Genomic DNA, 21,904 nt, shown 5'->3' with positions numbered 1-21,904 from the left:
CTCTGCTCTAGTTTGGTCGCTGCAGCTGAGGGCCATTTTTTATGCATTAAGTAAACGGCTTAACGATCATAAAGTAATTTTTTGTTTAAGACACAGGCAATGAAAAATTAAAAAGTTCAACTTGTCAGAAGTTGCGAAACTTGAAATAAGAGTAATGCCGCTATGAATAGAAAGGGAGTTTTAACAAAAAAGGCGTGGAACTCATCTTACTGCGTTAGAGGTACTGGTATACCGTTGCAACAATAAGTGAGCCCACGCCAAAAGACGTGAGCATCTTACTTATCATCTCGTTGCAAAAATTACCAGTTTCCTAACGCGAGATTCAAAGCGAGTGCTTCAAATATTTTTCTGAAGAATCGCAAATATATGTAATAGAATGCAAATATAATAAAAAACAACAAATATGGACTATAGTCCATTGAAATTTAACAAATAATGTTGGCTATTTGTATAATATGAATGAGAAATTATCCGAAATAGAAAATTATATAATTGATAGGGTTAGAACTATCCGCAAGGAAAAGGGCTTTACTCAAGAACAATTATCTCTTAGATTGGATAAGGGTGTGGGGTTTATAGGAGATATTGAATCTTCAAAAAAAGCAAAGTATAATGTTCAACATTTAAATGACATTGCAAAAGTTTTAAATTGTTCCCCGAAAGATTTTTGGCCCGATAAAGGTATGTAAAGATGATTTTCTTTAACTATTTAATATTTAGAAAGTATTTTTATAGATAAACAATGAAAAAAGCCCTTCAAATTTATTTGAAGGGCTTTATAATTAAATTTTAATTACTTTTTTGATTCCTCAATAGATACTTTTCTAAACTCCTTTAAAAGTTTCTCAATTTCTAAAGAAGATTTACGAGCTCTAGCTCCAGCGGCTTTTACTCCTTTTTCTGATAATGATTCAGATTCATTTTTAAATGTTTCGATTTCTGCGTTAATTTTTGCAATAAGATCGTTCATGATAAATTGTTTTTTTAATTACGCGGGCAAATATATAATTTTAAAATTCGTTATAGTTTATTCATCACAGACTTTCCGTTTTAAGCTGTTCGATAAAGTAAGCTGTCGGCATACCTGTTTTGGCTTTAAATAATTGTGCAAAGAGTTGTTTGCTGCTGAAACCAGCTTCTTCTGCCAACGCTAAATTATTATATTTTCTTATTTTTTTGTTATTGTGAAGCAAGGCGATAATGTGCTCAATTTTCAGATCATTTATATAATCTTTGAATGCTTTTCCGCTGTAATGACGGATGATTCTTGATACATAGGTTTGATTTGAATTAAACATTACGGCCAATTTAGAGATAGTTAAATCCTTTTGCAGGAATTTTTTTTCGTTTTCAAATTTTTCCAGCTGTTTAATTATATAGGAAACCGTTTCAGGATTTATATCTGTCAGATTATCACCAGATGATCTGAATTTATCTTTAGGAGCCTTACCAGTATTCAATTGCAGCATTAACTGATCAAAGTTTTTTTTGTAAAGTCTTCTATTTCTAAAGTGATTAAAGGTCAAAAATGATGACAACAGGAGAAGTGCAATTGCCAAACCAGTAAATACATACCCTTGTTTTTTTTCTTTTATGAACTGCTGCTGGATTTGTTCTTTTTCAAAGATAAGCTCATTTGTATCGTATTCCTTGTGCAGTTTGCTTACCAAATATTTATAGGTTTCATTAAGGTAGTTATCTGCCAGCAGCAATTGTTCAATACAATATAGTTGTGAATCTAAGTTATTTTGTGTTTTATAATATTTGATTAATAATTCATAAGCCTCTCGCAGATCAGGTCTAATATAGCCATGACTTTTATAAATTTGATCTACTTTTAAAAAATAAGAAACGGCATCTTCATACTTTTTTAATTTCCAGTAACTTTTACCGATGTAAAAACAGCTTATAGATTCACTGGCAAAATCTTCATTTTTTTTGATCTGGTCTGCAACTGATTTAAGATTTTTTATAACGTCATTGTAATCTTCCTTAAAAAATTGATTGACTGCTTCTGAATGAATGAAGTAGGGGACCATGTCGTTATTTTCCAGTCGTTCGCTTTCGGATATTCCTAAAAGATTGGTCTGAGTACATTTGCCATAATTTCCAATTTTATTGTAGGAAAGTCCCAGGGCATGAAGAGAATTTAAATAGGGTCTTGATCCCTCATTCTTAAAATGATCCACACACTCAGTCAATAACGCAATAGCTTCATCATAATAGCCTAAATAGGATTTAATGATGGCAATATTATACTTAACCTTAAACTTTAAATATTGGTCCGAAGTTTTGGAAATGTATTTGTTTGCTTCTATGTAATTATCTAAGGCCTCATGAAGCTCTTTTCTACTATAATATACAATCCCTTTAGACAGATAGGCTGAACCCAGTAAAGAATTCATACCGGATTTTTCAGCGGCTAATATCATACTGTCAGCATAAACTAGTCTTTGTTTTTCCGGAGACTCATGGAGGATATTTTGATAGCCATTGACAATTTCTTTGTAATTCTGTTCTTTTTTTGCCTTATATAGAAAAGTATACATATAAACTGCAGCTTTGCTGCTATCTCCTTTGTAACTGTATATTTTATCATCCAGATATTCAAAGTTTTTGTTCCTTAAAGAATCAGGTACATGGAAATTATTTCTTTGCGATAGCATTATCTGAGTAGCAATAAGGAGAAAGAGATAACGATGCTGAGTCATATTTGATGTTTTTGAGGCGAATCTATCGTAAAAGGAGAATCAAACGCTATTCTAGTCTCATTAACGTCTCCATAACATAAAAGTAACATAAAACTTACATAAAACACTGAATAGTAGTGGATTAATTTTGAAAATAGGGTATGGATTTACCGAAAATCCATACGTGATTTACCGAAAACCCACACTACTATGCTTGTCTGGGATTTTCGGTGGGAGTAGATTTGCTTCGAATTCAACAGCAAAATATCGGGCATCGTGCCAGATAGAGGTTCTGCTAATCCGGATGAAATGAACTAAGAAGAAATTCTTATTCACATCAAACAAACAAATCATGAAAAATTTTTTATTAACCAGTTTCGTATTTCTATTAATTACTGCCTGCTCAACTGATTCGGAAGAGGGAATGGACAAAAATCAAATTTCTAACCCTGAAAATATTGAACGCAATGAAACTTCTCCTTTGAGTTCCAAAAATCCTTTTGATAATAAGGGCAAAGAATATTATAACATTATTCAGGAATATTTAAGGAATAATAACGCTCCTAATTCTGTAGGAGAAATTAATAACCAAATTTCATTTATACTAACGTCTCTAAATGTAAATCGTTCTGCTAAAAAGTCCAATCTGGGCTATTCTGATCAGGAAATTCTAGACATCTTAAATGATCCCGATACCAAACTAATTGAAATTATTCAAAATAGTTTTATAAGTTCCTCAAGCAAAATTATGCTGACCACATTTGTTCAAAATCTAATAGTTCAGCAAGACGCGGAATACGCTGTAGTCAGAGATTACATAATTGATTTTGATGCAGATATTGTAGCAAGTGTGGATTTGAATGAGGATGAAAAAGAAACCATACTTACGGTGTCCACTATTTCAAGTTACGCACTATTTGCGGAGGCCGAACGCAAGGATCGCGACTGGGAAAAATCAGTTGGTACAAAACCGGCCAGACCTTTCTTTAAAAATAACCAGGCGTCACTAGTTACCGTAATCGCTTTACTGCCTGCACTCATTAGAAATTAAAAAATATAACTGAAAATGAAACGTCGAACTATATTCTACACTTTACTTATCATACTGAATATTGTATGTCTTTATTTTATAATCGATCTATTTAGTTATGATGAAATAGTGGAATACCTTTTAAACGGTGAGAAAAGAATAACCCATCCGCGAAAGCTGACCTATCTCCTTTATATAACGATCTTATCAAATCTATATTTTATGGCCTTTACAATTATGGAAAGAGCTTTCGGCGAAAAGGATTAACCAAATTAACTCAATTTTAATTTTCAGTTTAAATGTAGAAATTATGATCAGAGATTTGATCAATACCAACTTGGATGATCTGCCCATTAGGGGATTAGCAATTCATATTATCAAAAATTATGTATTAAAGTCCCCTGTGGGTGAATCATTTCGGGTATCAAACTATTCAATTTTATTAATTAAATCCGGAAAACTAACTGTCCACTTTCAGCAGGCTGATCAGGTTCTGTCAGATATGGATTTGCTGGTGATACCAAGCGATTCATATTGCAGCATCGTGCAGTTTGAAGGAAAGCTTCAGTTTTACCTGATCACTTTCAGCTTCGAATACGCAATAAAAAATAGTTTGCGACAGGAACTAATTGAGGCCTTACAATTTATAATTACAAGAGCATCAATTAAGATAAAATTGGATGAAAAGGAGATGTTAATTCTTTCCTTGATATATAAAGTGCTGTATTTTGTCACCAGAGATCCAGCAGTTAGCAGCAATGATAATGAACTGCATCGCATAAGTTTTAACCTCTTTATGTATGAACTGAGATTACTCTACGCAAAACATTCAAATGATTTTGCTCTGCAGTTTACGAGAAAAGAAAGTTTAATAATTCGATTTCTCACTATTTTGTCCATTCATTACAGAAAACAGCACAACGCCCAGTTTTATGCCGGCTCCCTTTTTGTTACAGCCGGCTATTTAAATCAAATGGTAAAGGAAATAACAGGTAAAACCGTTAAGAAACTAATTGTAGAGACTATTATCTCTGAAGCGGAAAAACTGCTAGAAGACCCTCAAAATACAGTATCGCAAATTGCTGAAGATTTGGAATTCTCAAGTTCAAACAGTTTTACCATTTTTTTTAAAAGACACACCAATTTGTCCCCATCTCAGTATCGTTTAAGTGCAATGGAAAAAATTAAGACTCGCTAGTTTTTGTTGCATAATTGTCAATCAAAACAATAGTATGATGATTAGAAAATATCCGTTACAGTGGCTAGATGCTTTGATATTGCGCAACCTTGTTCAAAATCGTAATGTGATTAATATTACGGAGCAGGAGTTAACCACTATTTGCATTGCTATACAGAAAGAAGCTCTCAATATTGAAATTCAAATCAAAGACGAGGTATTTTCAACCAGAAAGAAAAGCGAGGTCAGGCTTTTGATCCGGAAATACCATTCCTATTTTATATTCCTGATAGACAAGATTGCGGAGAACAGAAAAAATGACCGGTATAAGACAAAAAGCATTTTGCAGATCTCACAAACTATAGTAGATACCTTATCTGATTTACTTTCTTTTATAGAAACGCGATTTGAAGAATTCTTAAACGTGGATCAAAGAGTGCCTGTAACATACCTGCAGGTTTCTAGACGTGAACTTATGCTCAGGCTTCGAAACATAAAAGATCTAAAATCTAATATCAGTGACGATTGTAAGACCCTGAAGATTATAATAGATAGCTTTAATCAGCAGTTTCAATCCCGTAACGCTCCTAAAACTACATACAGGCAGTTAAGATACCAAAAGAACCTGCTGCACCTCATTGAGAAATTCAATTTTGAACAAAAGGATGGGAATTTTTTTTCGCTTCTGGATGAAAGGCTGATAAATTTAAATTTCAATTCAGCTGATTATTACAGTTATATAATCACAAGAATTGCAACCCATTTGACAGCTAAAAATCAAAAATCTGGAAAATTAGGTTTTTTACTGATTGTTTTCAAAGAATTAAATCAGATGGAAACTAGTGAAAAGATTTGTTTCGATCCATGTCAAAGCAATATAAAAGTTTCAGTAACCAATTGGATAAAATATGAAACTGAATATATTGAAAAAAGTATAGAGCTGAATATTGGCCAAAAAGAGATGACCGTATCGAAAGAGGAACTGCAGCACGATCTGCTAAAGGAAAAAGTAGAATGCATATTGTCAACAGACCAGATCGGATTAATTCTCCGGGCAGGGGATGAATCGAGAATATTAAAGGCAAAATCAATGAACCAGGTTTTCAAATCAATTGTTCCTTATCTATCTACCTCACAGAAAAGGGATCTCTCCTACAAATCCATGAGAAGCAAATCCTATACTGCAGAGGAAAGAGACAAGGAAATTGCTATAAAGACCCTGGAGCGAATAATTAAACATATACAGCAATATTAACGGGTTCATCCGCTTATTAAACCTCCGTAAGGAGGTTTTTTTATTTTGTTATTTCAGATAATTTGGGGAGCAACTTGGGGAGCAGCTAAAAGTTGTCCTTGTAGAGATTTTGTTCTTATCGTTCCTTTGACCTGTAAATAAATCGTAACGTGTTGACGATTTAAAGCAAGAGTTAGTGTGTAACGATAAATGAAGATGATTATGCTTTCTAATATTTCATGGGGTGACTATGCAGTTACAGTTTTAGTAGTGGTACTGTTTTGGTACATTGTTGTAATTCTTAAATTTTATTTGGATCCTCTTAAAGAGCTGCTAAAGGGCAATACAAAATTAAAATTCTTTAAAACTCCAAAGGCTCCGGCAGTTGATCAATTAAAGGATTTATTCGCTGAATTTAAAGAGCCATTTGACACTCTGCAAGATGCAAGGGAACTCTTTTCTAAATTGGAAAAGGCAATTTCAGAAGCAGTTCAAAATAATTTCTCTGGAATTGAATTCAAAAACTATGTGAAATTTATTCTTGAAGAATACCCGTATGTAAGGAAATCTACCCTTCGGGAAAAAATCAATGCCCTTATGGTCTCAGAATGCGAAAAGCACCCACAGCTGATTTTAACTTACCCGGAAATGGATGGCTTGTGGGATGAGACCATTTCATAAAAAACTTACAGAGGAATATTCCCCGTCCGCTCTAGTGCGGTATGGTATAATGTGACAAGGAAATAGCTGATGAGACGGCGATATTCCTCTGTTTTTTATTGCAAATATATTAACCTTTAATTGATGAATGATGAAAAAGTGGAGATGGAAATTAAGGAGTTTTTTACAGAAAAGAAAGGTACTAATTACTTCTTTTCTTTTAGGGGTACTCATCAACGGAAATGGATTTGCCCAGGACGGAGTAGCCGGAATAAATGAAGCGAATCAGAAAGTGAGGAGTTATTTTGATGCAGGTACAGAACTTATGTATGCTGTTGGAGCTATACTGGGCCTTATTGGAGCAGTGAAGGTATACCAGAAATGGAATGCCGGTGATCCTGATACTGGTAAAGTGGCGGCAGCATGGTTCGGCAGCTGTGTTTTTCTTGTTGTAGTGGCAACTGTTATCAAATCATTCTTTGGAGTATAATGGCAGTAAGCGTATACCAAATCAACAAAGGAATCAATAAAAGTATTGAATTCAAGGGACTAAAGGCGCAGTACATCTGGTATTTGGGCGGGGGGGGCGTATCGCTCATGATTGTTTTTGCAATCCTTTACATTATGGGTATTCCATCAATTATGTGTATTGGAATTATTGCGGGCTCTGGAACTGTTCTGGTAGTAAAAATCTATAAGATGAGTAATACTTATGGCGAACACGGCATGATGAAAGCGCTCGCCCGGAAGCAGCTTCCCAAAAATATAAGAGTCAACAGCAGAGGTATTTTTATAATATGATAGCCGTATGACGTAATAAAGGTAATAGAATGAGAAATGGAGAAGAAGATAGAAGAAATTTTACCGATACTGGATGTCGAACATGACTGCATCCTTTCGAAACAGGGAGACGTTACCATCGTATTTAAAGTAGAACTGCCTGAAATATTCACATTGTCTGATCAGGAATATGAGGCATTTCATCAGTCCTGGATTAAGGCAGTTAAGTTATTGCCGAAATTCTGCGTATTTCACAAGCAGGACTGGTTTTTGGAAAAAGGATACAAAGCTGATTTTTCAAATGATGATAACAGTTTCCTGAGCAGGAGCAGTGAAAGTTTTTTCAATGAAAGACCGTTTCTGGATCACAGCTGTTACATTATGCTGACTAAAAAGCCGGCGGGAAGAAAAAGTTCCACCTCATTATTTTCAACTCTGATCAAAAATACTCCTGTGCCGGAGGAAACTTTGAAGCCCCAGCTGCTGCAGGATTTTTTGGATTCGGCAGGACAGTTCAAAAGAGTACTGGAAGACAGTGGGTTTGTAAAGCTCAACAGGCTTAAAAATGAAGATCTGAAGAGCCAGAGCAGAAAGATTGGACTAATTGAACGATACTGTTTCTTATCAGAGCGGGAAAGTGAATTTGTATTTAATGATATCTCATTTAAAGACGGTCTGAGAATAGGGGATAAGTATAGTCAGCTCTTTACTCTCGGGGATGCGGCTGATCTTCCGGGACTGTGTGGATCACGTATAAATTTTGACCGTTACTCTACGGACAAAACTAAGTTCAGCATCGGTTTTGCTTCAACTCTGGGACAGCTTTTATCCTGTAATCACATCTATAACCAGTATATTTTTATTGAAGATGCACAGAAAACTATCCAGAAACTGGAGAGCAAAAGACTAAGGCTTCAATCGTTATCAGCCTACAGCCGTGAGAATATGATAGCCCGTGATGCGACAAACGATTTTCTCAATGAATCGATCTCGCAGCAGAGACTGCCTGTCAAAGCACATTTCAATGTATTGGCGTGGACCCATAGTGAGGAAAACCTAAAGGAAATAAAAAACCAGGTTTCATCTGCTCTGGCTCAGATGGATGCTGCCGCCAAACAGGAAACCGTTGGAGCTCCGCAGATATACTGGGCGGGACTTCCCGGTAATGCTGCTGATTTTCCAATGAATGACACTTTTGATACTTTCACCGAGCAGGCAGTCTGCTTTCTGAATATGGAAACGGGTTACCGTTCTTCATTAAGTCCTATGGGAATCCGATTGGGAGACCGGCTGACTGGAAAACCAGTACATGTAGACATAAGTGATGAGCCCGTCAAAAAAGGAATATGCACCAACCGCAATAAGTTTATACTTGGGCCATCGGGAAGCGGCAAGTCCTTTTTTACCAATCATATGGTTCGAAGCTATTATGAGCAGGGAACACATGTAGTGCTTGTGGATGTTGGTCACAGCTATAAAGGGCTATGTGATATGGTTGGCGGATATTACTTTACTTATGATGAGAAGAATCCCATACGCTTCAATCCTTTTTACATTTCAGAAGGGCACAGTCTGGATACTGAGAAAAAAGAAAGCATCAAAACACTCCTTTTGGCACTTTGGAAGAAAGGTGATGAAACATTTAACAGAAGCGAGTATGTGGCGCTTTCCAATGCGCTGCAGTTATACTATGAAAAACTCGATAGTAAAAAGGAGATTTTCCCGTGTTTTAACAGCTTCTATGAATTTTTAAGAGATGAGTTTGTCAGAATTCTGGAGAATGATAAAGTAAAGGAGAAAGATTTTGACATTACTAATTTTCTGTACGTTCTCAGGCCCTATTATAAAGGCGGTGAGTTTGACTATCTACTGAATGCAACAGAGAATCTGGAACTTTTGAAAGAACGTTTCATTGTATTTGAACTCGATAATATCAAAGATCATCCCATACTTTTTCCAGTGGTCACAATCATCATTATGGAGGTTTTTATCAGCAAGATGAGAAAACTCAAAGGAATCCGGAAAATGATTTTGATCGAAGAGGCTTGGAAGGCAATCGCAAAAGAAGGAATGGCAGAATATATCAAGTATTTATTCAAAACTGTGCGTAAGTTCTTTGGAGAAGCTATAGTAGTAACGCAGGAAGTGGAAGATATCATTTCTTCGCCGGTTGTCAAACAGGCAATCATCAATAACAGCGACTGTAAAATACTTTTGGATCAGAGCAAATACCAGAACAAATTTGACCAGATTCAGGAACTTCTGGGTCTGACGGAAAAAGAAAAAGCGCTCGTACTGTCAGTCAACAAAGCCAATGATCCCTCAAAAAAATACAAAGAAGTATTTATATCCTTGGGGGGCATGTCTTCCAAAGTATACCGGACAGAGGTCTCGCTGGAGGAATATCTTGCCTATACAACCGAAGAGAGCGAGAAGATGAAAATGAACCAATATGCGGCAAAGTTTGGCGGAGATATTAAAAAAGGAATTGCTGCAATGGCAAATGAAATAAGAATCGGAAAATAAAAATTGAAAATGAAAACAAGAATAATTACCTGTCTGATCTGTCTGCTGCTAGTTAGCACTCCTGCAAGACCGGCAGAAAAAAGCGCTGTACTGCCGATACTTGAAATTGTAAAAGCAGTCACTAAAAAAGTAATCAAAGCGATAGATCTGCGAATCCAGAGACTGCAGAACAAAACAATCTGGCTTCAAAATGCACAGAAACAGCTTGAAAATGTGCTGTCTAAATTAAAACTGGATGAAATCTCGGATTGGACACAGAAACAAAAAGAACTTTATAAAGGTTATTACCAGGAGCTGAGTAAAGTCAAATCTGTAATTACCTATTATCAAAGAATAAAGGAAATTACCAAGAAGCAGACCAAACTGGTTCAGGAGTATGAAAAAGCATGGAACCTGTTTCGCCAGGATTTTCATTTTAAGGAAGATGAAATTCGCTACATGGAGCATGTGTACAACGGTATTTTGGAAGAAAGTGTAAAGAATATGGATCAGATATTTTTAATACTGGAATCTTTCACCACTGAGATGAGTGATTTAAAAAGACTTGAAATCATTAATAAGGCCTCTGATGAAATCGACTCGAACTACGATGACCTTAAACTGTTTAATCAGCAGAATATTTTGCTTAGTCTTCAGAGAGCCAAAACAGAGTCGGAAGTAAATCAAACAAAACAATTTTACGGAATTCCGTAAATAAGCTAAAAATCATGAAAAAAATAATTTTAATTCTAACTGCTGTACTGGTTTTTTCCCATCAAATGACTGGGCAGGCCAAGCAGAGGAAAGAACTTCTTCTTCAGATAGCTGCGCTTAAGGTATACATTGATTATGCAAAAAAGGGATACTCTGCGGTTTCCAAGGGACTGAATTTTATCGGTGATGTGAAGAAAGGAGAAGTGAGCCTGCACGGAGATTATTTTTCTTCGCTTTTGAAAGTTAATCCCAAAGTCAGGAATTACTACAAGATAGCAGAAATAATTTCCATGCAGGTGAAGATAATCAAAGTAAGTAGCAAGACGATCAAGACTCTAAATGCGGCCGATTTGTTTCATGGTACTGAACTGGATTATGTAGAGCGTTCTTTGAAGCGGTTACTTGAGAATTGCAACGATACTTTGGATCACCTTTTATTGGTTATTGCAGATTCAAAAATGGAATTAAACGATGACCAGCGAATTGAGCGCATTGACGGGCTTCATAAAAGTATGCTTGAGGATTATAATTTGTGTATTTCTTTCAGCCGTGAAGCTGGACTTTTGTCTTTGTCTAAAGCAAAGCATTTAAAAGAAGCGGAGCAATTAAGTGTTATGTATCAATAATTTATGCACGATGAAAAAAACAGTGTTTACAGTAGTCATGATCTTGTTATTCTTAGTTCCGTTAAAAGCAGAAGCCCAGTCTGCTGAAATCCAGCAGCTGATCTTAAATATTGAAAAGTTATCCCAGTTCAAGAAGATTTTAAGTGATATGAAAAAAGGCTATGAACTTCTTTCGGGAGGGTACAAGACTGTAAAAGATATGACTGAAGGGAATTTCAGCCTCCATAAAACTTTTTTGGATGCCCTGATGCAGGTATCATCGACGGTAAAAAATTACAAAAGAGTAGGTGAAATTGTAAATCTGCAGATCCTTCTGGTCAGGGAAAGTAAAAAAGGGTTCAGCAGCTTTGCAAAAAGCGGCAGTTTCAGCCAGCAGGAACTCAGTTATTTTGAAAAAGTGTACGGCAATCTTCTGGATCAGAGCCTAAGAAATCTTGACCAGCTTATAATGGTTGTAACGGCTGATAAACTCAGGATGTCAGACGACGAAAGGCTCGAGGCAATAGATGCTGTCTATCTGGAGATGCAGGATAAGATCTCCTTTCTTAGAGATTTTAATGCATCATCAAACGTGCTGCTTCTGCAGAGAGCAAAAGAATCAAATGATATTTCCGCTTCCAAGCAATTTCACGAATTAAAAAACTAAGGGTATGATTTTATTGAAAAAATTTGAAAAATTGTTTTTGATAATTGGGTCGCTGCTTTTTCAATCTACTATACAGGCTCAGGGACTAGGAGACGACATACAGAGTCTTCATTCGGTATTAGAACAGCTTTACGACGAGATGATGCCTTTATGCAGTAACTTAATAGCTGTAGGGCAGGGGATAGCAGGCTTTGCAGCGATCTGGTTTATCGCCTCGCGTGTGTGGCGCCATATTGCAAATGCCGAACCAATTGACTTTTATCCTCTTTTCAGGCCTTTTGTAATAGGATTCTGCATTATGATTTTCCCGTCTGTCCTGTCCCTTATCAATGGGGTTATGAAACCCACTGTAACTGCGACGGCAGCAATGGTATCAGGATCTAATAACGCGGTTGCTGTGCTTTTAAAGGAGAAGGAAAAAGCGATTAAAGAAACCGATCCCTGGAAAATGTATGTTGGCGTAACAGGATCGGGTGACAGGGACAGATGGTATAAATATACGCATGATGAAGATCCGTCGGATGAAAGCATGCTGGCTGGAATTGGCAACGATGTCAAATTTGCGATGGAAAAGGCCTCCTATAACTTTAGGAATTCGGTAAAGGAATGGATGAGCGAAGTGCTCATAGTGCTCTTTGAGTCGGCTGCGCTATGTATTGATACGTTAAGAACATTTCAATTGGTTGTATTGTCAATTCTCGGCCCTCTTGTATTTGGAATAGCCGTTTTTGATGGTTTTCAGCACACTCTGACTGTATGGCTGGCCAGGTATATCAATATTTATCTCTGGCTCCCTGTAGCCAATATTTTTGGAAGTATTATCGGGAAAATTCAGGAATTAATGCTGAAGCTTGATCTCTCGCAGGTGCAGTCAACCGGAGATACATTTTTCAGCAGGACAGACATTGCTTATTTAATATTTATGATTATCGGTATTATTGGCTACTTCACCGTTCCCTCGGTAGCAAACTATATTGTACATGCCGCGGGAGGTGGTGCTTTGGGACAGAAAGTTACCAGTTTATTTGGCAGCTCTGCAAATTCGATAGTTTCCAGAACGACTCAGGGTGCCGGAATGGTTCTCGATGCAATGGGCGACGCAGATACAAGAATGACTAGAAGCATGGCTTCTTCAGCAGGCAGCGGTCCATACTTTGCGGAAAAGGGAAATTATATGGGCGACAAACTCAGCGGGAACTCAAAGCATACCTAAAAAAATCCTTACTATGTTTACTAAAATGAAAAATATTGATTCGGCATTCAGATATGTAAGAGGCTTTACAATGCTTGTTATTGTCGGATGTGTAATGATTTGCTGCTATACTGTTTATAAAAGTTTTGAATCTGTGTCCCTGACACGCGATAAGGTATACATACTGGCGAACGGTAAGGCGCTTGAAGCGTATGCTTCTGACCGCAGGGATAATGTCCCGGTAGAAGCAAGAGACCACGTACGAACATTTCACAAGCTTTTCTTTACCCTTGATCCGGATGATAAAGTGATTAAAACAAATATTACAAAGGCACTTTATCTGGCCGATGACAGTGCAAAGCGGATCTATGATGACCTGAAAGAAAATGGCTTTTACTCAGGAATAATTTCGGGCAACATCAGCCAGACCATTCAGATTGACAGCGTAGCCATCGATATCAAAGAATATCCATACACGTTCAGCTGTTATGCCAAACAGAATATAATCAGGACTACGAGTATTTCGAAAAGAAACCTCATTACCAGAGGATGCCTTCGCAACGTCTCAAGAAGCGACAACAATCCGCATGGTTTTCTTATTGAACGCTGGGAAACCATAGAGAATAGTGATATTGGAGTAGAGAACAGGAAATAGGTAATCATGAAGCAATTATTTAAAAAACGGGATGAGGATTATATCTATTCGGCTTACTACCTGAAACTGCAAAAATTGTGGTCCATTAAAATGAGTAGTCTGACCGCTGGTTTATCAAAGAAAAAGCAGATTGCGCTTCTTTTTGCATTTGTGGTTTTAAGTGCCGGTTATCTCATTTATAATATCTGTAGGATTGTTTTTGCAGAGAGTTTTTCTGCTAAAAATAGAATTGAAGTCTCTACAGTTTTGCCAATTAATCAAAAAAAGAAATGAATTATGGAAACAAAAACACTATCGATAAAAGAAGTAAAAAAAAGAAAAATGCTTTTGGTTCTGCCTTTAATAACACTTCCATTTATAACATTATTATTTTACGTTTTGGGAGGCGGCAGAATGGAAGCGGCGATATCTTCCAGCGAGCATAAAAAAGGGTTTAATTTTAAGCTGCCCATGCCAAAATTTAAAGAAGATTCTGCCCTTGATAAATTGAGTTATTATGATCAGGCTGCCACCGACTCATTAAAGCTTTTGGAACAGATTAAAAAGGATCCTAATTATTCAACGAGTACAATTTCAAAGGGACTCGATGATGAATTTACGGCAGAAGATTTTGAGAAGCACCTGTTTTCAAAAGGCATTAAAGGATTCAATTCAACTCCACTAGAGCAGGGAAATGAAAAGAAAATATACGAAAAGATAAAAGCACTTCAAAAGATAATCAGCCAGCCTGTTACTGCCGATAGTTATGGACAGGACATGAGCGAATTTGAATCCTATGGCAGATCAAAAGAAAGTTCACAGGAGATAAAAAATCTCGAGCGGATGATGGCATCCATGGGAGCTGCAGAGGAACCTGATCCCGAACTGCAGCAGCTTGGCGGAATGCTTGAGAATATACTGGATATCCAGCATCCGCAGCGTGTACAGGAAAAATTAAAACAGTCCGCTGAAAGTAAAAAAGGGAAAGTATTTACTGTTGATCCTAAAAAAGAAATTGATATTTCCACATCATTACAGAATACCACAAGCTTGTTAGATAATTCAAAAAGTAATTCATTCTATTCCGCAGATGAGAGCGCAGAATTTGACAGCCCGCCGAATGCTGTTCAGGCTGTAATACATGAGATGCAGATCATTGTGAACGGATCAATTGTAAAACTGAGACTAAGCAGTGATATTAACCTGCAGGGGACTGTAATCCCTAAGAATACATTCCTGTATGGAATGGCATCGCTGAAAGGGGAGCGGCTCGAGGTTAAGGTGGATAATATCCAGTTTAGAAACTCAATTTTTCCAGTTGAACTGACAGTATATGATCTGGACGGGATTAGTGGGATTTATATTCCGGGCGCTATAAACAGGGATGTCGCAAAAGCCTCTGCCGATCGGTCGATACAGACTCTGGGCCTTACGGGCGTTTCAGATTCGTGGGGCGCACAGGCTGCCGGTATGGGAGTTGAGGCAGCAAAAAGTCTGCTGAGCAAAAAGGTCAAGCTCATTAAAGTTGTGCTAAAGTCGGGTTATCAGGTACTGCTTTATGATGAGAAACAAAAGAATTTGAAGTAACTAAAAGAATTTAAAGATGAAAAAATATAACTTGATTTATTTGATCTGCTTGGTCCTTGTTTCCATAACTTGCTTTGCGCAGCTGAATAATAGAAAGACGAATTATAATGCCGATAATCTTGTAAATCTGAATATTGGCTATTCAAAAACAACAAGTCTTGTTTTTCCCTACGCAATTAAAAGTATGGATAAAGGAAGTTCAGATATTATAATTCAGAAAGCAAAAGGCGTTGAAAATATACTTCTTCTTAAAGCCGGCAAAGTTGATTTCATTCAGACGAATGTCACTATAGTCACGGCAGACAGCAGGCTTTTTGTATTTGTCTTAAATTACAACGAAGATTGTCCTGATTTAAATGTAAACGCTGATAATCTGTCTGTGGTAAATGAGGATATAGTATTTTCACTGGAAAATGAAAATCAGAAGAAGATAGAGCAGTTAGCGTCTCTAGTGTTGTCTAAAAAGAAAAAGACAAAGGGACTGCAGCAAGCCAAATCTGAAATGAAGGTTGCAGTGGACGGCATTTTTGTTAATCAGGATGTTCTGTATTTCAGGATTGCAGTGGAGAATACTTCAAAAATCAATTACGAGATTGATCAGCTGCGTTTTTTTATCCGCGATCAGAAAAAGTCAAAACGAACAGCGTCACAGGAAATTGAACTTGTGCCCCTTTACACAACCAATGGCGGGAAAGTTATCGCCGACAGATCTGAAGTGACTTTTGTGTATGCACTTCCAAAATTTACAATACCCGAAAAAAAATATCTGACAATCCAGCTAATTGAAAAGAATGGGGGCAGACAGCTTGAGGTGGATATTAACAATAACCTGACAAAGAAAATATCTTCATTATAGGAATAAAGCAATGAATCTTAAAGATAAATGTTATGACAATCGATTTAAGTGACAGTGAGATGATGCTGAGTTTTACTCAGGAGATGGCTTCTCTCGGATATCATTATGTAGCTTTTGATATAGAAGTTGTAAATAACAGCAACACAATTGAGTTTTTTAGAAATATATTGGACGCTCAAGAGTATTGTTGTGTTATGACCAATGATGCTGGATATTTTGAAAACTTGCCTACAAATTCTCTAATAAAGGACCTTGAGGCGCTATTAAGTAGTGGTATTGATACTTCATTTAAGGAGGCAATTGAAATTACAGGATTTGCAAATAGAAGGGAAAAAAATGAACTGTTAGATAATAATTTAAATTCAAACATTATGAATCAGAAAAATTTAGAATACCTGAAAGACCAGTTAAAATATACTGGTTTTGGAGAGACATTCGATATAGACCTGAAAGAAAAGATGATGCAGGGCGAGAAAGAATTTAAGATTAGTAGAGAAGGTGTATACGGCGCAGATTCTATGAATGCTGTATTGAATTTTAAAAAATCAGATCAGACCGATATGTATTTTTTTAATTCCTACCATGTAAGTCTTCAAAAAGAAAATTCAAAAGAATCATTAGATCAGACTTTTTACATTAACAGCACGGGCGGTAATATTACACTAAAAGAAGCCTACAATTTAATGGAAGGACGTTCTGTCAATAAAGACCTGAAGAACAAAGACGGTGAGCTGTATAATTCGTGGATAAAAATTGACTTTAAACAAACAGATGAGGCGGGCAATTTCAAACTTAATCATTATCATCAAAATTATGGTTATGACCTGGAAGCCAGCCTGGCAAAACACTCCATTAAGGAGCTTGAAAATCCCAAATTTAAGGATGATTTATTGAATTCCCTTAAAAAAGGAAATCTTCAGTCAGTCACATTTGTGGTAGGAGGTGTCGAGAGTAAGATGTATATTGAGGCAAATCCGCAGTTTAAAACGGTAAAAGTCTATGATGAAAACATGGAGAGAATTAATCATAGGGAAAGTAAAGAGGAAAAAAAATCGATATTAGAAAACCAGTCTGCTTCGAAAGAGCAGAGAAAAAGTACTGATCTTGATGCCGATTCTTCCGGAACTGAAAAAAAAAATAATAACAGGAAAAGCAAATCTCATTCAATCTAATACAAATGGAGAATTTAAAGCCCTTATCTGATTTTTTTGCTGCAATCGAAAAAGATTTTAGAATCAGTACGACGCATATCGCCATTTATGCGGCATTGTTACAGCTTAGAATAGAAAAGGGCTTTATAAATCCAGTAGATGTATTTAGCCGCGATATAATATCGATTGCTAAAATTTCTTCTACATATACCTATATTAAATGTGTTCAGGATCTTAATGACTACGGATACATCATTTATGTCCGATCATTTAAAAAAACTCAAGCAAGCAAAATATATTTTAATGATTTTGAAGATTGAATTTAAAAAATCAGGTAATTAAGCCGTACTTTATACTAATAATATCCAGAATGTTTTTCTGCGTTTTTGTGTGCTTTAATTTGCGGATTGTTTTATTTCTTCCTGTGCAGTTTCAATGATTTTAGAAATGATATCCTGATCAGACCACTGCTTTTTTGATTCACAGTTTTTATAGTACCACTCAATGAATATTTGGTTAATCGAGCTTTCAGGAATTAATTTAATATTTTTTTCGATTGCTTGATTATATTTGTATTCCAGTTCTTTAAGCCATTCATTCTCAAACATTTCATTACTGCTTAATTTTGATCTTGTCTGTGATAACTTCCATAGATCTAGTAAAATTCTGTATTTGAGATCTGCCGTAGACTCAGTATGTTGTTGCCTTATTTCGACATTTAACAAATCAGCATGCTCATGATCCGGCATTATAGGTAAAGGGAGATTTAAATTTAACTCATCAAATTTCGTATCATCAAAATTATTTAAAATATCAAAAAGTTCTTTTTTGAATCTAAATCCGCTTACTGCTATGTTGTTCTGGATTGATAATATTGTGAAAAAATAAGCTGGATAATTGGCTAAAGCGCGAAGTGAATAAGCGAGTAGAAGGATGTTATTTTCTTTTGCCAAATCAAAATCCTTAATTCCAATTACAACTGTGGAGGCACCTTCCATTCTGTTAATTCTCTTCGGTACTATGAAATCATATCCTAATTCTAGTGCAGCATCCTCCAAAATTATTTTAAGCTCTGACATTTCACTAGCAATGAATTCAGTATACCAGTTTTCAATTGCCAGACGTCCTACTTTGACAGGAATCTGACTACTGAATGGAAAATGGTTCATTAAGTAGTTTATACTTTTGTAAATTCGCTCATATACAATGTTTTCGTCTTTATCTACTGATAAAGAATCAAAGTGAACGGCAGTAATGTTTTCAATATCATGAAAAGCAGTCTGCATTTCTTTAAGCTTCAGAAAAATAGACTTGAAATTGTTTGAAGCAACGTATTGGTCATTTTCTCCTTTGGGATTAAATAAGTTAACAAATTGCGAATTTGAACTCCTAATTGCACCAAACCAAGAATTAACGGATTTTTCTGCTTTTTTTAATTCTTCTTTATCAGGCATTGTATTGGCATATTTCGGATAGGGCCTGATGGGCGTCATTGACGCACTTAGTTTCTCGCTGGCTACCACATAGATTTGCGTTTCCTTGTTTCTTTTTGACACATTTCCTTCAAAAGAAGAATCTATAATGCGCAGTACACTTTTGCACCATTCCATAGCTGCAGTTCGTATCTGCAGAATTTTTTTCTGCCATTCAAAAGCTGATTTCTCATAATAATTTCTGCTGATAGTTTCAATCCAGATGTTAGTATATGAAGCTTCGGAGGAATCGGGAATATACTCTGGACTGATGCTTTTTGTGGCATCACTTCTGGTTACACTAATTATTTCCTCTGTAGGAAAAGGGAGTATTATGGGATGAGTATTATATTTTAGATAATAAGGAAGAAAATTATAAACGTATTCAATCCTATTCATACTTTGATTAACCGTTGTTTTTGAAGATTCACCATCCCAAATATAATGTATATCAATATGATGGCCATTTTCTTCGATTAATAACGACTCTGTGTTTTTTCTAAGAAAGTTTACAATGTCTTGTTTGTTCTCTAATACATAATTTTCATATATTCGGGGATCTGATATGAAGGCATATTGAAAAAGTCCTACCGCTTCTTCGATTGAAAGATTTTTTAAGTTTTCGGATAAGAAAGTTGAATCAAAGGGAATGGTTAGTTTGAGATCAAGCTTTAAAAACCATTTTGCTAAATGACCCAGCCCGAGATACGAAGGTTTGAAGCAATTAGAGCTATTGATTTTCTTCAGTAATGCTGTTGCCAAAAAATCTATATCACCTTCCTTAAAATCATATTTTGATAGATTTTTTAGAAGATCTCGTTGTCGGGTCATGTTTTGAGTAAACTGGCTAGGCATGACTTTTATGAGTTCATCATAAGTATTGATTTGCTTGCCTGGAATAGTATGCATTACAAATAGATCCAATGCTCCAATTTTGAATGCTTTATCAAACTGGAGCTGATTCTCGAGCCAGTATTTTTGGGGTTCAGTATGAGAAACACCATTAAGAGCATATACCATATCCATATATGTACCTTGACTGAGGATTTCTGAAATACTATTGTAGAATTCAAAAGATTCTTCCTTTTTGAGTAACAGCGCTGCATTCTGAAAGAAATTCTGCTTATCAGAATCCTGTAATAATTGATATAGATTAATTAACGTATCCGAAAGAGCCAGTGTATTATGCAGCAGTTCTAGAATATGAGAAGAACGAATGGGATGCAGTCCTTCAATATTTTTACTGTCGAAATTAAGAAAATACTCGTTTTGAAGTTCTTGCAGAACTTCTCCGCGATCCTGATTAGCAAATGTTACAGATTTTTCAATGTAGCTGACAAGATTTTTAGTTTCTATTTTTAGTTGGAGACAATCTGCTGCGGATACGATTCTAAGAATTTCAGCTTTAGCGGCAGGACTTCGGTCATCTTTTAATTTTTTAATTTGTGTGGAAAGTCGTTCTCTTATCATCTCACCGCGCGTCAGCAGGTAAGTGTATTCAATCAGCAGGCCTTTTTCTAAAACTTGTTCCCAGACAGGCTGCCATTCTTTAATTTCCTTATGCAGCTTTCCTTTTTGTTTAAATTGAATAAAGATTTCCTGTGCTTCTTCTTTTCCAATGCTGATGTCTATTGGTTGGAGGCTGATAGTGGATATATCACCTCCATATCTTATCCAGTCTTCGTGTCTAGTAGTGATAATATATTGAATAGGAAGTATTGATGTACGTTGTACTAGTTTCTGCCAGTGGTCTACCGATGCATCTAGGCCATCGATAATCACAACTGGGAATTCACCTATAAGAACACGGGAATGAAGGAATTCCATTATTGAATTAGCCTGTTCCCAACTATTTGCCAGATGAAGTTGGTAAATATTTCGTTTTTCTCTTAACGTATATCCCGTCTGCCATGCAAGGGTAGATTTTCCCTGCCCGCTTGAAGACCTGATAAGTACCACATCATTAGTTTTGACGGCATTAATTATTTCTTTTTCCCATAATTTTCTTCTCGCTGGGAGCCCGTTTGAAATATGATAAGGCTTGGCAGCTTTACCATCATAATAATTTAAAAGGCCCGAAGGAGATTCATTTGAATAATTTACCTGCTCTATCCAGTTGTTTTTGACAGCTTCATTTTTGACAGCCTTGGAATAGGAGTCTCTGACTTCTTCAAATACACCACGAACACTTTGATAGTTTATTGTTGCACGTTCCTTAGACCATTGTAAAACATTATTGACCAATGCATTTATAAATTGTCTTTCTGTACCGATGTTGACGTCCCAATATTTAATTAATAGCTGTGCAATGCTGTTTGTAATATCATCAAATGATATTCTTTCATATGATATCCTGCTTAAAAAATCTTCAGTATCAAAAGTAGGTTTGTAGTAACTAGTTATTTTTGTTTTCCAATGTTCCAGTGAATTCGATGCCAGCTTTTTTTCAAAGAGATGCTTCAAAGCGCCGTCCGATACTTGGAAATTATACACTAGTCTGAAAGTACTTGAATTATCTGCTAAATAAACGTGCAGGAAGTTCTGAAGAATATTCCAGTTCCAAAAATCACCTGCGTTTAATTTATTATCAGATGATTTTAATTGTATAAACTCACTTGAGCTGGTAGTCAAGGAAGTTTGTATTGAGTCTATATCTTCAATTCCTTCAAGTCTTATATTTTCACTACCTGCCGGTTTATTTAGTTTTTCAAGAATTAAATGGCAGGAATACAGGACCTGGTAATGAATTCCCCTAAAGTTAACCGCTCCACCACTTCTTTTTTTTAAGAGAGTATTTAAATCCTCTATGATATCTAATGTTTTTATTTTTTTGTTTTGAGGCTGCATATCGATTAATTAAAATTTGATGGATTATCTAAAAACTAGATATTAAATTGAAGTTGATCATAAAACTAACTAAATAAAAATACTTACAAAAGATATTTTAAAA

Annotated in this window: 21 protein-coding genes; 18 read left to right on the top strand and 3 right to left on the bottom strand. The window is 35.9% G+C overall.

The window, feature by feature from the left end; translation table 11 throughout:
- The first annotated feature begins 455 nt into the window (after positions 1 to 455).
- Positions 456 to 689, top strand: a complete 234-nt coding sequence (locus C8C83_RS25920) for a helix-turn-helix transcriptional regulator (protein WP_121325612.1) — start codon at positions 456 to 458, stop codon at positions 687 to 689.
- 104 nt (positions 690 to 793) lie between these two features.
- On the opposite strand, the gene C8C83_RS25915 is transcribed toward C8C83_RS25920, so the two are convergent.
- Entirely contained in the window at positions 794 to 970 is a 177-nt protein-coding gene (locus C8C83_RS25915; protein ID WP_121325610.1) for a histone H1, read from the bottom strand.
- A 64-nt stretch (positions 971 to 1,034) separates the two neighbouring features.
- Positions 1,035 to 2,711 (bottom strand): helix-turn-helix domain-containing protein, encoded by a 1,677-nt coding sequence (locus C8C83_RS25910; protein WP_121325608.1) that lies wholly within the window; start codon positions 2,709 to 2,711, stop codon positions 1,035 to 1,037.
- Between the two features lie 331 nt (positions 2,712 to 3,042).
- On the opposite strand from C8C83_RS25910, the gene C8C83_RS25905 reads away from it, so the two are divergent.
- The 17 genes from C8C83_RS25905 to C8C83_RS25825 all read left to right on the top strand — a co-directional run bounded on the left by C8C83_RS25905 (position 3,043) and on the right by C8C83_RS25825 (position 17,802).
- Positions 3,043 to 3,741, top strand: a complete 699-nt coding sequence (locus C8C83_RS25905; protein ID WP_121325606.1) for a hypothetical protein — start codon at positions 3,043 to 3,045, stop codon at positions 3,739 to 3,741.
- A 289-nt stretch (positions 3,742 to 4,030) separates the two neighbouring features.
- The gene (locus tag C8C83_RS25900) at positions 4,031 to 4,918 is read left to right on the top strand and encodes a helix-turn-helix domain-containing protein (protein ID WP_121325604.1); all 888 of its coding nucleotides are present in this window, start codon (positions 4,031 to 4,033) and stop codon (positions 4,916 to 4,918) included.
- Between the two features lie 34 nt (positions 4,919 to 4,952).
- Positions 4,953 to 6,152: a hypothetical protein gene (locus C8C83_RS25895; protein WP_132011967.1), complete on the top strand. Its 1,200-nt coding sequence runs from the start codon at positions 4,953 to 4,955 to the stop codon at positions 6,150 to 6,152.
- Between the two features lie 201 nt (positions 6,153 to 6,353).
- On the top strand, positions 6,354 to 6,812 hold the full coding sequence (locus C8C83_RS25890; RefSeq protein WP_132011966.1) for a hypothetical protein: 459 nt from the start codon (positions 6,354 to 6,356) through the stop codon (positions 6,810 to 6,812).
- A 130-nt stretch (positions 6,813 to 6,942) separates the two neighbouring features.
- A complete protein-coding gene (locus C8C83_RS25885; RefSeq protein WP_121329879.1) occupies positions 6,943 to 7,281 on the top strand; it encodes a DUF4134 domain-containing protein in 339 nt (112 codons plus the stop codon).
- Entirely contained in the window at positions 7,215 to 7,592 is a 378-nt protein-coding gene (locus tag C8C83_RS25880) for a DUF4133 domain-containing protein (RefSeq protein WP_347812787.1), read from the top strand. Before C8C83_RS25885 ends, C8C83_RS25880 begins: the two co-directional genes overlap by 67 nt.
- A 36-nt stretch (positions 7,593 to 7,628) precedes the next feature.
- A complete protein-coding gene (locus C8C83_RS25875) occupies positions 7,629 to 10,097 on the top strand; it encodes a TraG family conjugative transposon ATPase (protein ID WP_132011965.1) in 2,469 nt (822 codons plus the stop codon).
- A 9-nt stretch (positions 10,098 to 10,106) separates the two neighbouring features.
- Positions 10,107 to 10,790, top strand: coding sequence for a conjugal transfer protein TraI (locus C8C83_RS25870; RefSeq protein WP_121325594.1), 684 nt, complete (start codon positions 10,107 to 10,109; stop codon positions 10,788 to 10,790).
- Between the two features lie 14 nt (positions 10,791 to 10,804).
- Positions 10,805 to 11,416 (top strand): hypothetical protein, encoded by a 612-nt coding sequence (locus tag C8C83_RS25865; protein WP_121325592.1) that lies wholly within the window; start codon positions 10,805 to 10,807, stop codon positions 11,414 to 11,416.
- A gap of 10 nt (positions 11,417 to 11,426) precedes the next feature.
- Positions 11,427 to 12,062: a TerB family tellurite resistance protein gene (locus tag C8C83_RS25860; RefSeq protein WP_121325590.1), complete on the top strand. Its 636-nt coding sequence runs from the start codon at positions 11,427 to 11,429 to the stop codon at positions 12,060 to 12,062.
- A 4-nt stretch (positions 12,063 to 12,066) separates the two neighbouring features.
- The gene (gene traJ, locus C8C83_RS25855) at positions 12,067 to 13,275 is read left to right on the top strand and encodes a conjugative transposon protein TraJ (RefSeq protein ID WP_121325588.1); all 1,209 of its coding nucleotides are present in this window, start codon (positions 12,067 to 12,069) and stop codon (positions 13,273 to 13,275) included.
- A 25-nt stretch (positions 13,276 to 13,300) separates the two neighbouring features.
- The gene (gene traK, locus C8C83_RS25850; protein ID WP_233565954.1) at positions 13,301 to 13,909 is read left to right on the top strand and encodes a conjugative transposon protein TraK; all 609 of its coding nucleotides are present in this window, start codon (positions 13,301 to 13,303) and stop codon (positions 13,907 to 13,909) included.
- 6 nt (positions 13,910 to 13,915) lie between these two features.
- Entirely contained in the window at positions 13,916 to 14,182 is a 267-nt protein-coding gene (locus tag C8C83_RS25845) for a hypothetical protein (protein WP_121325585.1), read from the top strand.
- Between the two features lie 3 nt (positions 14,183 to 14,185).
- Entirely contained in the window at positions 14,186 to 15,475 is a 1,290-nt protein-coding gene (gene traM / locus C8C83_RS25840) for a conjugative transposon protein TraM (RefSeq protein ID WP_121325583.1), read from the top strand.
- A 16-nt stretch (positions 15,476 to 15,491) separates the two neighbouring features.
- Complete coding sequence (gene traN / locus C8C83_RS25835; protein ID WP_121325581.1) at positions 15,492 to 16,331, top strand: conjugative transposon protein TraN; 840 nt, start codon at positions 15,492 to 15,494, stop codon at positions 16,329 to 16,331.
- Between the two features lie 32 nt (positions 16,332 to 16,363).
- The gene (locus C8C83_RS25830; protein WP_121325579.1) at positions 16,364 to 17,503 is read left to right on the top strand and encodes a hypothetical protein; all 1,140 of its coding nucleotides are present in this window, start codon (positions 16,364 to 16,366) and stop codon (positions 17,501 to 17,503) included.
- 5 nt (positions 17,504 to 17,508) lie between these two features.
- A complete protein-coding gene (locus tag C8C83_RS25825) occupies positions 17,509 to 17,802 on the top strand; it encodes a hypothetical protein (RefSeq protein ID WP_121325577.1) in 294 nt (97 codons plus the stop codon).
- Between the two features lie 75 nt (positions 17,803 to 17,877).
- On the opposite strand, the gene C8C83_RS25820 is transcribed toward C8C83_RS25825, so the two are convergent.
- Complete coding sequence (locus tag C8C83_RS25820) at positions 17,878 to 21,801, bottom strand: hypothetical protein (RefSeq protein WP_121325575.1); 3,924 nt, start codon at positions 21,799 to 21,801, stop codon at positions 17,878 to 17,880.
- Positions 21,802 to 21,904: the final 103 nt, after the last annotated feature.

The organism is Flavobacterium sp. 90 (assembly GCF_004339525.1).
In the GTDB taxonomy this organism is placed as follows: domain Bacteria; phylum Bacteroidota; class Bacteroidia; order Flavobacteriales; family Flavobacteriaceae; genus Flavobacterium.
The sequence above is the reverse complement of the archived record's forward strand: the minus strand, read 5'-3'. Positions and strand labels throughout refer to the sequence as shown.

What these genes read in the sequence shown, in the direction of transcription:
- C8C83_RS25895 (WP_132011967.1), top strand. Translation starts at nt 4,953, where the DNA reads ATGATGATTAGAAAATATCCGTTACAGTGGCTAGATGCTTTGATATTG.
- C8C83_RS25890 (WP_132011966.1), top strand. Translation starts at nt 6,354, where the DNA reads ATGCTTTCTAATATTTCATGGGGTGACTATGCAGTTACAGTTTTAGTA.
- C8C83_RS25830 (WP_121325579.1), top strand. Translation starts at nt 16,364, where the DNA reads ATGACAATCGATTTAAGTGACAGTGAGATGATGCTGAGTTTTACTCAG.
- C8C83_RS25825 (WP_121325577.1), top strand. Translation starts at nt 17,509, where the DNA reads ATGGAGAATTTAAAGCCCTTATCTGATTTTTTTGCTGCAATCGAAAAA.
- C8C83_RS25880 (WP_347812787.1), top strand. Translation starts at nt 7,215, where the DNA reads ATGGTTCGGCAGCTGTGTTTTTCTTGTTGTAGTGGCAACTGTTATCAA.
- C8C83_RS25885 (WP_121329879.1), top strand. Translation starts at nt 6,943, where the DNA reads ATGAAAAAGTGGAGATGGAAATTAAGGAGTTTTTTACAGAAAAGAAAG.
- C8C83_RS25865 (WP_121325592.1), top strand. Translation starts at nt 10,805, where the DNA reads ATGAAAAAAATAATTTTAATTCTAACTGCTGTACTGGTTTTTTCCCAT.
- C8C83_RS25900 (WP_121325604.1), top strand. Translation starts at nt 4,031, where the DNA reads ATGATCAGAGATTTGATCAATACCAACTTGGATGATCTGCCCATTAGG.
- C8C83_RS25875 (WP_132011965.1), top strand. Translation starts at nt 7,629, where the DNA reads ATGGAGAAGAAGATAGAAGAAATTTTACCGATACTGGATGTCGAACAT.
- C8C83_RS25915 (WP_121325610.1), bottom strand. Translation starts at nt 970, where the DNA reads ATGAACGATCTTATTGCAAAAATTAACGCAGAAATCGAAACATTTAAA.
- C8C83_RS25870 (WP_121325594.1), top strand. Translation starts at nt 10,107, where the DNA reads ATGAAAACAAGAATAATTACCTGTCTGATCTGTCTGCTGCTAGTTAGC.
- traK (WP_233565954.1), top strand. Translation starts at nt 13,301, where the DNA reads ATGAAAAATATTGATTCGGCATTCAGATATGTAAGAGGCTTTACAATG.
- traN (WP_121325581.1), top strand. Translation starts at nt 15,492, where the DNA reads ATGAAAAAATATAACTTGATTTATTTGATCTGCTTGGTCCTTGTTTCC.
- C8C83_RS25910 (WP_121325608.1), bottom strand. Translation starts at nt 2,711, where the DNA reads ATGACTCAGCATCGTTATCTCTTTCTCCTTATTGCTACTCAGATAATG.
- C8C83_RS25920 (WP_121325612.1), top strand. Translation starts at nt 456, where the DNA reads ATGAATGAGAAATTATCCGAAATAGAAAATTATATAATTGATAGGGTT.
- C8C83_RS25905 (WP_121325606.1), top strand. Translation starts at nt 3,043, where the DNA reads ATGAAAAATTTTTTATTAACCAGTTTCGTATTTCTATTAATTACTGCC.
- traM (WP_121325583.1), top strand. Translation starts at nt 14,186, where the DNA reads ATGGAAACAAAAACACTATCGATAAAAGAAGTAAAAAAAAGAAAAATG.
- C8C83_RS25845 (WP_121325585.1), top strand. Translation starts at nt 13,916, where the DNA reads ATGAAGCAATTATTTAAAAAACGGGATGAGGATTATATCTATTCGGCT.
- traJ (WP_121325588.1), top strand. Translation starts at nt 12,067, where the DNA reads ATGATTTTATTGAAAAAATTTGAAAAATTGTTTTTGATAATTGGGTCG.
- C8C83_RS25860 (WP_121325590.1), top strand. Translation starts at nt 11,427, where the DNA reads ATGAAAAAAACAGTGTTTACAGTAGTCATGATCTTGTTATTCTTAGTT.
- C8C83_RS25820 (WP_121325575.1), bottom strand. Translation starts at nt 21,801, where the DNA reads ATGCAGCCTCAAAACAAAAAAATAAAAACATTAGATATCATAGAGGAT.